The sequence below is a fragment of the Bacillus sp. FSL R5-0434 genome (assembly GCF_038004745.1).
Taxonomy (GTDB): Bacteria; Bacillota; Bacilli; order Bacillales; family Bacillaceae; genus Bacillus; species Bacillus halotolerans.
Genome location: NZ_JBBORV010000001.1, coordinates 110,493 through 125,072 on the forward strand (window position 1 = coordinate 110,493; position 14,580 = coordinate 125,072).

The 14,580-nt window shown below is 42.6% G+C and carries 15 protein-coding genes, 1 pseudogene and 2 other annotated features; all 16 genes and pseudogenes read left to right on the forward strand.

Translation table 11 applies throughout. The features are described 5' to 3' along the window. Nucleotides 1-51: 51 nt before the first annotated feature. The 16 genes and pseudogenes from gltX (at nt 52) to rpoB (ending at nt 14,525) form a co-directional block, all read left to right on the forward strand. The gene (gene gltX / locus NYE43_RS00605; protein WP_044153440.1) at nt 52-1,503 is read left to right on the forward strand and encodes a glutamate--tRNA ligase; all 1,452 of its coding nucleotides are present in this window, start codon (nt 52-54) and stop codon (nt 1,501-1,503) included. Nucleotides 1,504-1,505: 2 nt separating this feature from the next. Beyond that, nucleotides 1,506-1,735 (forward strand) — a binding site (T-box leader). An 80-nt stretch (nt 1,736-1,815) separates the two neighbouring features. Then, nucleotides 1,816-2,469 carry a serine O-acetyltransferase gene (gene cysE / locus NYE43_RS00610; protein ID WP_059336716.1) on the forward strand — a complete coding sequence of 218 codons (654 nt, stop codon included), beginning with the start codon at nt 1,816-1,818 and terminating at the stop codon, nt 2,467-2,469. After that, nucleotides 2,466-3,866, forward strand: coding sequence for a cysteine--tRNA ligase (cysS, locus tag NYE43_RS00615; RefSeq protein ID WP_059352661.1), 1,401 nt, complete (start codon nt 2,466-2,468; stop codon nt 3,864-3,866). Before cysE ends, cysS begins: the two co-directional genes overlap by 4 nt. A 3-nt stretch (nt 3,867-3,869) precedes the next feature. Then, nucleotides 3,870-4,302, forward strand: a pseudogene (locus NYE43_RS00620) (mini-ribonuclease 3). Next, nucleotides 4,286-5,035, forward strand: coding sequence for a 23S rRNA (guanosine(2251)-2'-O)-methyltransferase RlmB (gene rlmB / locus NYE43_RS00625; protein ID WP_059336713.1), 750 nt, complete (start codon nt 4,286-4,288; stop codon nt 5,033-5,035). The pseudogene NYE43_RS00620 and the gene rlmB overlap by 17 nt, the downstream one beginning before the upstream one ends. Nucleotides 5,036-5,041: 6 nt before the next feature. After that, nucleotides 5,042-5,554: a ribosome-dependent mRNA decay endonuclease Rae1/YacP gene (gene rae1 / locus NYE43_RS00630; RefSeq protein WP_044153431.1), complete on the forward strand. Its 513-nt coding sequence runs from the start codon at nt 5,042-5,044 to the stop codon at nt 5,552-5,554. Between the two features lie 62 nt (nt 5,555-5,616). Continuing rightward, the gene (gene sigH, locus NYE43_RS00635; RefSeq protein ID WP_003225758.1) at nt 5,617-6,273 is read left to right on the forward strand and encodes an RNA polymerase sporulation sigma factor SigH; all 657 of its coding nucleotides are present in this window, start codon (nt 5,617-5,619) and stop codon (nt 6,271-6,273) included. A gap of 92 nt (nt 6,274-6,365) precedes the next feature. Continuing rightward, complete coding sequence (rpmG, locus tag NYE43_RS00640; RefSeq protein WP_003156421.1) at nt 6,366-6,515, forward strand: 50S ribosomal protein L33; 150 nt, start codon at nt 6,366-6,368, stop codon at nt 6,513-6,515. A 33-nt stretch (nt 6,516-6,548) separates the two neighbouring features. Beyond that, the gene (gene secE / locus NYE43_RS00645) at nt 6,549-6,728 is read left to right on the forward strand and encodes a preprotein translocase subunit SecE (protein ID WP_010327716.1); all 180 of its coding nucleotides are present in this window, start codon (nt 6,549-6,551) and stop codon (nt 6,726-6,728) included. Between the two features lie 183 nt (nt 6,729-6,911). After that, nucleotides 6,912-7,445 (forward strand): transcription termination/antitermination protein NusG, encoded by a 534-nt coding sequence (gene nusG, locus NYE43_RS00650; RefSeq protein ID WP_010332761.1) that lies wholly within the window; start codon nt 6,912-6,914, stop codon nt 7,443-7,445. A 167-nt stretch (nt 7,446-7,612) separates the two neighbouring features. Then, entirely contained in the window at nt 7,613-8,038 is a 426-nt protein-coding gene (rplK, locus tag NYE43_RS00655) for a 50S ribosomal protein L11 (RefSeq protein ID WP_003156430.1), read from the forward strand. 94 nt (nt 8,039-8,132) lie between these two features. Then, on the forward strand, nt 8,133-8,831 hold the full coding sequence (rplA, locus tag NYE43_RS00660; protein ID WP_003225765.1) for a 50S ribosomal protein L1: 699 nt from the start codon (nt 8,133-8,135) through the stop codon (nt 8,829-8,831). A 47-nt stretch (nt 8,832-8,878) separates the two neighbouring features. After that, nucleotides 8,879-9,018 (forward strand) — a sequence feature (ribosomal protein L10 leader region). A 64-nt stretch (nt 9,019-9,082) separates the two neighbouring features. Further along, a complete protein-coding gene (gene rplJ, locus NYE43_RS00665) occupies nt 9,083-9,583 on the forward strand; it encodes a 50S ribosomal protein L10 (protein WP_044153425.1) in 501 nt (166 codons plus the stop codon). A gap of 43 nt (nt 9,584-9,626) precedes the next feature. Next, nucleotides 9,627-9,998 carry a 50S ribosomal protein L7/L12 gene (rplL, locus tag NYE43_RS00670; RefSeq protein WP_003156436.1) on the forward strand — a complete coding sequence of 124 codons (372 nt, stop codon included), beginning with the start codon at nt 9,627-9,629 and terminating at the stop codon, nt 9,996-9,998. Nucleotides 9,999-10,088: 90 nt separating this feature from the next. Next, a complete protein-coding gene (locus tag NYE43_RS00675; RefSeq protein WP_101861385.1) occupies nt 10,089-10,694 on the forward strand; it encodes a class I SAM-dependent methyltransferase in 606 nt (201 codons plus the stop codon). A 249-nt stretch (nt 10,695-10,943) separates the two neighbouring features. Further along, a complete protein-coding gene (gene rpoB, locus NYE43_RS00680; RefSeq protein WP_044153423.1) occupies nt 10,944-14,525 on the forward strand; it encodes a DNA-directed RNA polymerase subunit beta in 3,582 nt (1,193 codons plus the stop codon). Nucleotides 14,526-14,580: the final 55 nt, after the last annotated feature.

The window sequence follows — 14,580 nt, forward strand, 5'->3', positions numbered from 1 at the left end:
ATGCATACATTTAGCCTGAGGCCATACATGAGATGAAAGGAAGTATATGAAATGGGAAACGAAGTACGCGTCCGTTATGCACCGAGTCCAACAGGACATTTGCATATTGGAAATGCCAGAACGGCGCTTTTTAATTATTTATTTGCCCGCAACCAAGGCGGCAAGTTTATTATTCGTGTTGAGGACACTGATAAAAAACGCAACATTGAGGGCGGAGAACAAAGCCAGCTCAACTATTTAAAATGGCTTGGCATCGACTGGGATGAGAGTGTGGATGTCGGCGGAGAGTACGGCCCATACCGTCAGTCCGAGCGTAACGATATCTATAAGGTTTACTATGAAGAGCTGCTTGAAAAAGGGCTTGCTTATAAATGTTTCTGTACAGAAGAAGAACTTGAAAAAGAACGTGAAGAGCAGATTGCCCGCGGAGAGATGCCGCGTTATTCCGGAAAGCACAGAGATCTGACTCAGGAAGAACAGGAAAAATTCCTTGCAGAGGGCAGAAAGCCGAGTATTCGTTTCCGTGTCCCTGAAGGAAAAATCATTGCGTTTAATGATATTGTAAAAGGTGAAATTTCTTTCGAATCTGATGGCATCGGCGACTTTGTTATTGTAAAAAAAGACGGAACGCCGACTTATAACTTTGCAGTAGCTGTGGATGACTATCTAATGAAAATGACGCACGTGCTGCGCGGTGAGGACCATATTTCGAATACACCAAAACAGATCATGATCTTTCAAGCGTTCGGCTGGGATATTCCTCAGTTCGGCCACATGACGTTGATTGTAAATGAAAGCCGTAAAAAGCTCAGCAAACGTGATGAATCGATTATTCAATTCATTGAGCAATATAAAGAGCTTGGCTACTTACCGGAGGCGCTGTTCAACTTTATCGGCCTGCTGGGCTGGTCGCCGGTGGGAGAAGAAGAGCTTTTCACAAAAGAAGAGTTTATTGAAATTTTTGATGTAAATCGTTTATCTAAATCACCAGCTCTGTTTGATATGCATAAGCTGAAATGGGTCAACAACCAATATGTGAAAAAATTGGATCTTGATCAGGTTGTTGAGCTTACGCTTCCGCATCTTCAAAAAGCCGGCAAAGTTGGCAATGAACTATCTCCTGAAGAACAAGAATGGGTTCGCAAACTGATTTCTCTATATCATGAGCAATTGAGCTACGGTGCGGAAATTGTTGAGCTGACTGATTTGTTCTTTACGGATGAGATCGAGTATAATCAAGAAGCAAAAGCTGTTCTAGAAGAAGAACAGGTGCCTGAAGTACTCAGCACATTCGCTGCGAAGCTTGAAGAGCTGGAGGAGTTCACTCCGGACCAGATCAAAGCTTCTATCAAAGCAGTGCAGAAAGAAACAGGTCATAAAGGGAAAAAACTGTTTATGCCGATCCGTGTTGCTGTAACAGGCCAGACTCACGGTCCTGAGCTTCCGCAATCAATTGAACTGATCGGAAAAGAATCTGCAATTCAGCGGTTGAAAAATATCTAAATAGATGATTGTTGACAGGGAAGAGTATAAAGCTTTAGACCAATACAGAAAGGATCTTCATTGGCTGAGAGAGATCCAGGAGTCGGGTTTTAGAAGTGCGCCCTTAAGACCTTTGAAGAACGTTTTTCGAAACCAGTATTCAAAGGCGGCCGCCGCCGTTACAGGCTGAAGTTGGGAGAGCAGGAGTCTGCTTTTCAAACAGAGTGGAACCGCGCGGTCAAGCGTCTCTGTCATGTTTACATGCAGAGGCGCTTTTTTTATTGGGTCTAGAGGAAATAGATAGATGATAGCGGGTAGAATGGGGGGAAGCATGTGTTTTTTAAAATGCTCAAAGAAGACATTGATACGGTGTTCGATCAAGATCCTGCAGCACGAAGTTATTTTGAAGTGATTTTAACTTATTCCGGTTTACATGCTATATGGGCGCATCGGATTGCACATGCTTTATATAAACGAAAATTTTATTTCCTTGCACGCCTTATATCTCAGGTGAGCCGATTTTTTACAGGAATTGAAATCCACCCAGGGGCTACGATCGGAAGAAGATTTTTCATAGACCATGGGATGGGGGTTGTCATTGGGGAGACATGTGAAATCGGCAATAACGTAACCGTTTTTCAGGGGGTTACTCTTGGAGGAACGGGGAAAGAAAGGGGCAAAAGGCATCCGACAATTAAAGATGACGCTTTGATAGCGACAGGTGCTAAAGTGCTCGGTTCAATAACTGTCGGTGAAGGCTCTAAAATAGGGGCTGGTTCAGTTGTGCTGCACGATGTTCCGGACTACTCTACAGTTGTCGGCATCCCGGGAAGGGTTGTCGTGCAAAACGGCAAGAAAATCAAACGGGATTTAAACCATCAGGATTTACCCGATCCGGTTGCTGACCGGTTTAAGTCTTTGGAACAGCAGATTTTAGAGCTGAAGACGGAACTTGAAGACAGAAAAGAAAGGATTAATCAAAAATGACAATCACTCTTTATAATACATTGACTAGACAGAAGGAAACGTTCGTTCCTCTTGAAGAGGGAAAAGTAAAAATGTACGTGTGCGGACCGACGGTTTACAATTATATTCATATTGGAAATGCCCGTCCGGCCATCGTTTATGACACGGTTCGAAACTATTTGGAGTATAAAGGCTACGATGTCCAATATGTCTCTAACTTCACAGATGTAGATGATAAATTAATTAAAGCGGCAAATGAACTTGGTGAAGATGTTCCAACCATTTCTGAGCGTTTTATTAAGGCATACTTTGAAGATGTGGGCGCTCTTGGCTGCAGAAAAGCGGACCTTCATCCGCGCGTCATGGAAAACATGGACGCGATTATTGATTTCATAGATCAGCTGGTGAAAAAGGGCTATGCTTATGAATCTGAAGGAGATGTTTATTTCAAAACAAGAGCATTTGAGGGATACGGAAAGCTCTCGCAGCAATCGATTGATGAATTGAGATCTGGCGCGCGCATCCGAGTTGGCGAGAAAAAAGAAGATGCTCTTGATTTCGCTCTGTGGAAAGCGGCTAAAGAAGGAGAAATCTCTTGGGATAGCCCTTGGGGGAAAGGACGTCCGGGCTGGCACATTGAATGCTCTGCGATGGTGAAAAAGTACTTAGGTGATCAAATTGATATCCATGCAGGCGGCCAGGATTTAACATTCCCTCACCATGAAAATGAAATTGCTCAATCAGAAGCGCTGACTGGCAAAACATTTGCGAAATACTGGCTTCATAACGGCTATATCAATATCGATAATGAAAAAATGTCAAAATCACTCGGCAACTTTGTGCTTGTGCATGACATTATTAAACAGCATGATCCGCAGCTGCTCAGATTCTTTATGCTGTCTGTTCACTATCGTCACCCAATTAACTATTCAGAAGAGCTTCTGGAGAACACAAAGAGCGCGTTTAACCGGTTGAAAACAGCGTACAGCAACCTTCAGCACCGTTTAAACAGCAGCACGAATTTAACAGAAGATGATGATAAATGGCTTGCAAAGATTGAAGAACATCGAACAGCATTTGAAGAAGCAATGGATGATGATTTTAATACAGCGAATGCCATTTCTGTTTTATTCGATTTGGCGAAGAATGCGAACTATTATCTTCAGGAAGATCATACGGCAGATCACGTTATTACAGCGTTTATTGACATGTTTGACCGAATTGTTTCTGTCCTCGGTTTCTCACTGGGTGAGCAGGAGCTTCTGGATCAAGAGATTGAAGATTTGATTGAAAAAAGAAATGAAGCGCGCCGCAATCGTGATTTTGCTCTGTCTGATCAGATCCGCGACCAGCTGAAAAGCATGAATATCATTCTTGAAGATACGGCTCAAGGCACTCGCTGGAAACGGGGAGAATAACGGATGCTTGATTTTGAAACGATAAAAGATTCAAAGCAGCTTAACGGCCTTGCGCTTGCTTATATAGGTGATGCCATTTTTGAAGTTTATGTGAGGCATCACCTGCTTAAGCAGGGATTTACCAAACCAAATGATCTTCACAAGAAATCAAGCCGGATCGTATCGGCAAAGTCACAGGCTGAGATCCTTTTCTTTCTGCGGAATCAATCCTTTTTCACGGAAGAAGAGGAAGCGGTGCTGAAAAGAGGCAGAAATGCCAAGTCGGGAACGATACCTAAAAATACAGATGTTCAGACGTACCGCTATAGTACAGCATTTGAAGCACTGCTGGGCTATCTTTTTCTTGAGAAAAAAGAAGAAAGACTGAATCAGCTTGTTGCTGAAGCTATACAATTCGGAACGGTCAGGGAGGAAAACAAATGAGTCAGCAACATGATTACGTCATAGGAAAAAATGCAGTGATCGAGACGTTAAAATCAGATCGCAAGCTGTATAAGCTGTGGATGGCGGAAAACACCGTAAAGGGACAAGCACAGCAGGTGATTGAGCTCGCGAAAAAGCAGGGCATTACCATTCAATACGTCCCTAGAAAAAAACTCGACCAAATGGTGACGGGGCAGCACCAAGGTGTAGTGGCGCAGGTCGCAGCGTATGAGTACGCGGAACTGGACGACTTATATAAAGCGGCAGAGGAAAGAAATGAACAGCCTTTCTTTCTCATTCTGGACGAGCTTGAGGACCCTCATAATCTCGGTTCAATTATGAGAACAGCTGATGCAGTCGGCGCCCATGGCATTGTAATTCCAAAACGCAGAGCTGTCGGTCTGACAACTACAGTGGCAAAAGCTTCAACAGGCGCAATTGAGCATATTCCAGTGGCGAAGGTCACCAATTTGGCGCGAACGCTAGAGGAAATGAAAGAGCGGGGAATCTGGGTTGTCGGAACGGATGCATCCGCGCGGGAGGATTACCGCACAATGGACGGCAGCATGCCTTTGGCTCTCGTCATCGGAAGTGAAGGAAAAGGAATGGGACGCCTGATTAAAGAAAAATGTGATTTTCTTATTAAACTCCCGATGGCAGGTAAAGTTACTTCACTCAATGCATCTGTAGCGGCGGGGCTTTTGATGTATGAAGTCTACCGGAAGCGAAACCCTCTGGGAGAATAATGATCAATGGATATCCTGTTAGTAGACGGATACAACATGATTGGAGCCTGGCCGCAGCTGAAGGATTTAAAAGCGAATAGTTTTGAAGAGGCGAGAGACGTACTGATTCAGAAAATGGCGGAATATCAATCGTATACAGGAAACAGGGTTATTGTCGTATTTGACGCGCATCTTGTGAAGGGAATTGAGAAAAAACAGACTAACCACAGAGTTGAAGTGATTTTCACAAAAGAAAATGAGACTGCGGATGAGCGGATAGAAAAGCTGGCACAGGATCTGAATAACATTGCGACTCAAATTCATGTTGCGACCTCTGACTACACTGAGCAGTGGGCGATTTTCGGACAAGGGGCATTGCGAAAATCGGCCCGGGAGCTCTTGAGAGAGGTAGAAGCGATAGAAAGGCGAATCGAAAGGCGGGTAAGAAAGATCACTTCCGAAAAGCCAGCGGGTAAAATTGCTTTATCGGAAGAGGTTTTGAAAACGTTTGAAAAATGGCGGAGGGGCGACCTAGATTAAGTTGACGCTTTTTTGTCCAGTAATGTATAATATTTCTATCTACGTGCGCCGGGGGGATCGGAGTGAATCTACAGAACAACAAGGGAAAATTCAACAAAGAGCAGTTTTGCCAGTTGGAGGACGAGCAGGTCATTGAAAAGGTTCATGTTGGGGACAGTGATGCGTTAGATTACTTGATTACGAAGTACCGAAACTTTGTTCGTGCAAAAGCAAGATCCTATTTTTTAATAGGTGCGGACAGAGAAGATATTGTTCAGGAAGGAATGATAGGCCTCTATAAGTCTATTCGTGACTTCAAAGAGGACAAGCTTACCTCTTTCAAAGCTTTCGCAGAATTATGTATTACCCGCCAAATTATTACCGCAATAAAGACAGCTACTCGCCAGAAACACATTCCTTTGAATTCCTACGTCTCATTAGATAAACCGATTTTTGATGAAGAATCAGACCGAACGCTGCTTGATGTCATTTCGGGAGCGAAAACGTTAAACCCAGAAGAAATGATTATCAATCAGGAAGAATTTGATGATATTGAAATGAAAATGGGAGAACTTTTAAGTGATTTAGAGAGAAAAGTACTTGTATTATATCTAGACGGAAGAAGCTACCAAGAGATTTCAGATGAGCTGAACCGCCATGTCAAATCGATCGATAACGCCCTTCAGCGAGTCAAACGCAAGCTGGAGAAGTACCTGGAAATTCGCGAGATCAGTTTGTAATAGGGATTTATGGTATATTGACAGTATTTTTCTGACTATGATATGTTACTTAAGATAAGAACTAATGTCTATTTAGAAAAAGGTGTAATGACATGAGAAAAAAGATTACGTTAGCATGCAAGACATGCGGAAACCGTAACTATACGACAATGAAGAGCTCTGCATCAGCGGCTGAGCGATTAGAAGTAAAGAAATACTGCAGTACTTGCAATTCACATACAGCTCATCTTGAAACAAAATAGTGTTTGCGCTTTTAAATTGTGGAGGTCTTTTACATGCGTATTATGAGATTCTTTAAAGATGTTGGGAAAGAAATGAAAAAGGTAAGCTGGCCTAAAGGAAAAGAGTTAACTCGCTATACCATCACGGTTATTTCAACAGTTATCTTTTTTATTATCTTTTTTGCCCTCCTTGACACAGGAATTTCTCAATTAATTCGTTTAATAGTTGAATAATGATCAGCAATACGTGCTATAATAGATCATAATATCACTTGCCAAAACCCGTTCAGCGGGTTTTTTATTGTGGGTTAAAAATGAAAGTTATCATAGGCTTACGGCCTATTTTTTGCATGAAGCGTTATGGTAGTACACTAAAACCAAATGCGGGGAGGGAAGGACTGGACAGTCCTGAAGAGAATGGAAAAGAATTGGTATGTTGTTCACACGTACTCTGGTTATGAGAACAAAGTAAAAGCCAACTTGGAAAAACGTGTTGAATCAATGGGGATGCAGGATAAGATTTTTCGCGTAGTCGTACCTGAAGAAGAAGAGACAGATATCAAAAACGGCAAGAAAAAAGTCGTTAAAAAGAAAGTATTCCCTGGTTACGTCCTTGTTGAAATCGTCATGACGGATGATTCTTGGTATGTTGTCCGCAATACACCAGGTGTTACTGGATTCGTAGGTTCTGCCGGCTCTGGTTCAAAACCGACGGCGCTTCTTCCTGGCGAAGCAGAAACCATTCTGAAGAGAATGGGTATGGACGAACGCAAAACTGACATTGACTTTGAATTAAAAGAGACAGTGAAAGTGATAGACGGACCTTTTGCCAACTTTACGGGATCAATTGAAGAGATTGACTACGATAAAAGCAAGGTTAAAGTTTTCGTTAATATGTTCGGCCGTGAAACGCCGGTTGAGCTGGAATTTACCCAGATCGACAAATTGTAATGTGAAAAAACTTGAAATTGCTATATATAAATGATAATATAGCAAAGGTACGTCTTGGACTTATCCAAGGCAGCTAGCTTGATATTTCATCATTCATATAAAGAATGAAACCTTGAGTGGGAGGGTTTACCCTATTACCACATCACGGACTTAAGGAGGTGTGTCTCGTGGCTAAAAAAGTAGTAAAAGTTGTAAAATTGCAAATTCCTGCTGGAAAAGCTAACCCAGCGCCGCCAGTTGGACCTGCACTAGGTCAAGCCGGTGTTAATATCATGGGATTCTGTAAGGAGTTTAACGCTCGTACAGCTGACCAAGCTGGTTTAATCATTCCTGTTGAAATTTCGGTTTACGAAGACCGTTCATTTACATTTATTACAAAAACTCCACCTGCTGCAGTATTGCTTAAAAAAGCAGCTGGAATTGAGTCTGGTTCTGGTGAACCAAACCGTAATAAAGTGGCAACCGTTAAGCGCGATAAAGTACGCGAAATCGCTGAAACGAAAATGCCTGACTTAAACGCAGCAGACGTTGAAGCGGCAATGCGCATGGTTGAAGGTACTGCACGCAGTATGGGTATTGTAATCGAGGATTAATTTGTTTCTTGTCGGGTTGCGAGTTTTCACAAGTTCGCAACCCTTATTCGTGGGAGGTTATTCCGCTATAACCACATAAGGAGGAAATTTTAAAATGGCTAAAAAAGGTAAAAAGTACGCAGAAGCTGCTAAGCTTGTAGATCGTGCGAAAGCTTACGATGTTTCTGAAGCAGTAGCTCTCGTTAAAAAAACAAACACAGCTAAATTCGACGCTACAGTTGAAGTTGCATTCCGTCTAGGGGTTGACCCTCGTAAAAACGACCAGCAAATCCGCGGAGCAGTTGTGCTTCCAAACGGAACTGGTAAAACTCAGCGCGTTCTCGTTTTCGCAAAAGGCGAAAAAGCGAAAGAAGCTGAAGCTGCTGGTGCAGATTACGTTGGAGATACTGACTACATCAACAAAATTCAACAAGGCTGGTTCGATTTCGATGTAATCGTAGCTACACCTGACATGATGGGTGAAGTTGGTAAAATCGGTCGTGTGCTTGGACCAAAAGGTTTAATGCCAAACCCTAAAACTGGTACAGTTACTTTCGAAGTTGAAAAAGCAATCGGCGAAATCAAAGCTGGTAAAGTTGAATACCGCGTTGATAAAGCTGGAAACATCCATGTTCCTATCGGTAAAGTTTCTTTCGAGGATGAAAAACTTGTTGAGAACTTCACAACAATGTATGATACAATCCTGAAAGCAAAACCTGCTGCAGCAAAAGGTGTTTACGTGAAAAACGTTGCTGTAACTTCTACTATGGGACCTGGTGTCAAAGTAGACGCTTCAACTTTCAACGTAAAATAATATTGACATGAATTCAACATTCTGATATGATTCAAAATGTTGTAAAATATAATATATCATTTATACCGTAGACAGTAGGGGCTTAACAGCTTAATATCCTACCGAGGTGTATATTATCACAGCTATTACGTTACGTATGCTTGTATATACAGCCTCCATGTCTCATGGAGGCTTTTTATATGGAATCCGTTTCTCAGTCGTGATCACCTGACGGTATAAGTGTTACACAAGAATCTACAGGAGGTGTAACCATGAGCAGCGCAATTGAAACAAAAAAAGTTGTTGTTGAAGAAATTGCTTCTAAATTAAAAGAAAGCAAATCAACGATCATCGTTGATTACCGCGGACTTAACGTTTCTGAAGTAACAGAACTTCGTAAACAGCTTCGTGAAGCTAACGTTGAGTTCAAAGTTTACAAAAACACAATGACTCGCCGTGCGGTTGAACAAGCTGAACTTGATGGTTTGAATGATGTCTTAACTGGACCGAATGCAATTGCATTCAGTACTGAGGATGTTGTCGCTCCAGCTAAAGTTCTAAACGAGTTTGCTAAACAGCATGAAGCTCTTGAAATCAAAGCTGGCGTTATCGAAGGTAAAGTTTCTACTGTTGAAGAAGTGAAAGCTCTTGCTGAACTTCCATCACGCGAAGGCTTGCTTTCTATGTTGCTTAGCGTACTTCAAGCTCCAGTTCGCAACCTTGCTCTTGCTGCAAAAGCTGTGGCAGATCAAAAGGAAGAACAAGGCGCTTAATCTAATCAGTTTTTAAAAATCAAAACAAATGGAGGAATTACAAATGGCTTTAAATATCGAAGAAATCATTGCTTCCGTTAAAGAAGCAACTGTACTTGAATTGAACGACCTAGTAAAAGCAATCGAAGAAGAATTTGGCGTAACTGCTGCTGCTCCTGTAGCTGTAGCTGGCGGAGCTGCTGCAGGCGGAGCTGCTGAAGAGCAAAGCGAATTCGACCTTATCCTTGCTGGTGCAGGTTCTCAAAAAATCAAAGTTATCAAAGTTGTACGTGAAATCACTGGTCTTGGCTTGAAAGAAGCTAAAGAACTTGTTGACAACACTCCAAAACCACTTAAAGAAGGTATTGCTAAAGAAGAAGCTGAAGAGCTTAAAGCTAAACTTGAAGAAGTTGGCGCTTCTGTAGAAGTTAAGTAATCTTCACTTGCCTGTAGGGGAAGCTCGCTTTTATAAGGCGGGCTTTTTCTTTGCCATTCTTTAAGTTATGAAAAAAAGGAGGTTCTAATAATGAGTGAGCACTATTATTCAGAAAAACCTTCAGTAAAAAGCAACAAACAAACATGGTCTTTTAGGCTTCGAAACAAGGAGTTTACGTTTACCAGCGACAGCGGTGTATTTTCTAAAAAGGAAGTCGATTTTGGCTCGCGCCTGCTGGTCGAATCTTTTGAAGAGCCTGAAGTTGAGGGCAGCTTTCTAGATGTAGGCTGCGGCTATGGCCCGATTGGATTATCGCTGGCCGGCGACTTTAAAGACCGGACCATCCACATGATTGATGTTAATGAAAGAGCCGTAGAGTTATCAAATGAAAATGCAGAACAAAACGGAATAACAAACGTTGAGATTTACCAAAGCGATTTGTTTTCAAACGTTGACTCTGCTCAAACATTTGCTTCTATTCTTACAAATCCCCCAATCCGAGCCGGAAAAAAAGTTGTCCATGCTATCTTTGAGAAAAGCGCTGAACACTTAAAAGCTTCAGGTGAATTGTGGATCGTCATACAGAAAAAACAAGGTGCGCCTTCTGCCATTGAAAAGCTTGAGGAACTGTTCGAAGAAGTTTCTGTCGTTCAAAAAAAGAAAGGCTATTATATCATAAAAGCAAAAAAAGTTTGACTCGGTATTTTGGCTATGTTAATATTATAAAATGCCAATGTATATATTTAGATTGATATGATGAAATGTCAATATCTATGTATAAATTATACAAGTATGGAAATGCTAATAAAATCGGTATTTGTTTTTGGATGTGGTTTTCTTAATTAGAAACCCTTTTTTCTTTTGTCTTGTAAAAGTGTTTTCTTTCTTTCTTTGGAAGAAATGCTTATTACACATATAATACGCATGATTTGAGGGGTGAATCAGTTGACAGGTCAACTAGTTCAGTATGGACGACACCGCCAGCGCAGAAGCTATGCTCGCATTAGCGAAGTGTTAGAATTACCAAATCTCATTGAAATTCAAACCTCTTCTTATCAGTGGTTTCTTGATGAGGGTCTTAGAGAGATGTTTCAAGACATATCGCCAATTGAGGATTTCACTGGTAACCTCTCTCTTGAGTTCATTGATTACAGTTTAGGGGAGCCTAAATATCCTGTAGAGGAATCAAAAGAACGTGATGTGACTTACTCAGCTCCGCTAAGAGTGAAGGTTCGTTTAATTAACAAAGAAACTGGAGAGGTAAAAGACCAAGATGTCTTCATGGGGGATTTCCCTATTATGACAGATACAGGTACTTTTATCATAAACGGTGCGGAACGCGTTATCGTTTCCCAGCTTGTTCGGTCTCCAAGTGTATATTTCAGTGGTAAAGTAGACAAAAACGGTAAAAAAGGTTTTACCGCAACTGTCATTCCAAACCGTGGCGCATGGTTAGAATACGAAACTGATGCGAAAGATGTTGTTTATGTACGCATTGATCGCACACGTAAGTTGCCGGTTACGGTTCTTTTGCGTGCTCTCGGCTTCGGCTCCGATCAAGAGATTCTTGATCTTGTAGGAGAAAACGAATACCTGCGAAATACGCTTGATAAAGATAACACAGAAAACAGCGATAAAGCGCTGCTCGAAATCTACGAGCGCCTCCGTCCTGGAGAGCCGCCTACAGTGGAAAATGCGAAAAGCTTGCTTGATTCTCGTTTCTTTGATCCGAAACGATACGATCTTGCCAATGTAGGACGCTATAAAATTAATAAAAAGCTTCATATTAAAAATCGCCTCTTTAATCAGAGACTTGCTGAAACGCTTGTTGATCCTGAAACAGGAGAAATCCTGGCTGAAAAAGGTCAGATTCTTGATAGAAGAACTCTTGATAAAGTACTGCCATACTTAGAAAACGGAATCGGTTTCAGAAAGCTGTATCCGAACGGCGGTGTTGTTGAGGACGAAGTAACGCTTCAATCCATTAAGATCTTTGCTCCTACTGATCAAGAAGGAGAACAGGTTATTAATGTCATCGGCAATGCTTACGTTGAAGAAGAGATTAAAAACATTACACCTGCTGATATTATTTCTTCTATCAGCTACTTCTTCAACTTGCTGCACGGAGTAGGCGACACAGATGATATTGACCATCTTGGAAACCGCCGTTTACGTTCTGTAGGTGAACTTCTCCAGAACCAATTCCGTATCGGTTTAAGCCGTATGGAGCGTGTGGTTCGTGAGAGAATGTCAATTCAAGATACGAATACAATTACACCTCAGCAGCTGATCAATATTCGTCCTGTTATTGCGTCCATTAAAGAGTTCTTTGGAAGCTCTCAGCTTTCTCAATTCATGGACCAGACGAACCCGCTTGCTGAATTAACACATAAGCGCCGTCTGTCGGCTCTTGGACCGGGCGGATTGACACGTGAGCGTGCCGGAATGGAAGTGCGTGACGTTCACTACTCCCACTATGGCCGTATGTGTCCGATTGAGACGCCAGAGGGACCGAACATCGGTTTGATCAACTCACTATCATCATATGCAAAAGTAAACCGTTTTGGCTTTATTGAAACGCCATATCGCCGCGTTGATCCTGAAACAGGAAAAGTGACGCCAAGAATCGATTACTTAACTGCTGATGAAGAAGATAACTACGTTGTTGCTCAGGCAAATGCACGACTCGATGACGAAGGTGCGTTTGTGGATGACAGCATTGTAGCCCGTTTCCGCGGTGAGAACACCGTTGTTCCTAGAAACCGTGTTGATTACATGGATGTATCGCCTAAGCAGGTAGTATCTGCTGCGACAGCATGTATCCCGTTCTTAGAAAACGATGACTCGAACCGTGCCCTAATGGGAGCGAACATGCAGCGTCAGGCTGTGCCTTTGATGCAGCCGGAAGCGCCATTCGTAGGAACTGGTATGGAATACGTATCAGGTAAAGACTCTGGTGCCGCTGTGATTTGTAAACACCCTGGTATCGTTGAACGTGTAGAAGCGAAAAACGTTTGGGTTCGCCGCTATGAAGAAGTAGACGGTCAAAAAGTAAAAGGCAACCTGGATAAATACAGCTTGCTGAAATTTGTCCGCTCTAACCAAGGTACTTGCTACAACCAGCGTCCGATCGTAAGTGTCGGCGATGAAGTGGTAAAAGGAGAAATCCTTGCTGACGGTCCTTCTATGGAGCTTGGTGAACTTGCACTTGGCCGTAACGTAATGGTCGGCTTCATGACATGGGATGGCTACAACTATGAGGATGCCATCATCATGAGTGAACGTCTTGTGAAAGATGATGTTTATACATCTATTCACATTGAAGAATATGAATCAGAAGCACGTGATACTAAACTCGGGCCTGAAGAAATCACTCGCGATATTCCGAACGTCGGTGAAGATGCGCTTCGCAATCTTGATGACCGCGGAATTATCCGTATCGGGGCAGAAGTAAAAGACGGAGATCTTCTCGTTGGTAAAGTAACGCCTAAGGGTGTAACAGAACTTACTGCAGAAGAACGCCTTCTTCACGCCATCTTTGGTGAAAAAGCCCGCGAGGTTCGTGATACTTCTCTTCGTGTGCCTCACGGCGGCGGCGGAATTATTCACGATGTTAAAGTCTTCAACCGTGAGGACGGAGACGAACTTCCTCCAGGTGTAAACCAGTTAGTACGCGTATATATCGTTCAGAAGCGTAAAATTTCTGAAGGGGATAAAATGGCCGGTCGTCACGGTAACAAAGGTGTTATTTCTAAGATTCTTCCTGAAGAGGATATGCCTTATCTTCCTGACGGCACGCCAATTGATATCATGCTTAACCCGCTGGGCGTACCATCACGTATGAACATCGGGCAGGTATTAGAGCTTCACATGGGTATGGCCGCTCGTTACCTCGGCATCCACATTGCGTCACCGGTATTTGACGGAGCGCGTGAAGAGGATGTTTGGGAAACACTTGAAGAAGCCGGAATGTCTCGTGACGCTAAAACCGTTCTTTACGACGGACGTACCGGAGAGCCGTTTGATAACCGTGTATCTGTCGGTATCATGTACATGATTAAACTGGCTCACATGGTTGACGATAAACTTCATGCACGCTCTACAGGTCCTTACTCACTTGTTACGCAGCAGCCTCTTGGCGGTAAAGCTCAATTTGGCGGACAGCGTTTTGGTGAGATGGAGGTTTGGGCACTTGAAGCTTACGGTGCAGCTTACACTCTTCAAGAGATTCTGACTGTTAAGTCTGATGACGTGGTTGGACGTGTGAAAACATACGAAGCCATCGTTAAAGGCGACAACGTTCCTGAACCTGGTGTTCCGGAATCATTCAAAGTATTAATTAAAGAACTTCAAAGTTTAGGTATGGATGTGAAAATCCTTTCTAGCGATGAAGAAGAAATAGAAATGAGAGATTTAGAAGACGAAGAAGATGCAAAACAAGCTGACGGCCTGGCGTTATCAGGTGATGAAGAGCCGGAAGAAACAGCATCTGCAGACGTTGAACGCGATGTAGTAACAAAAGAATAATCTCTAGTTATAAAGGCAAGTGACATCGGTTAATCCGAAGATAAAAAGGGAGGTA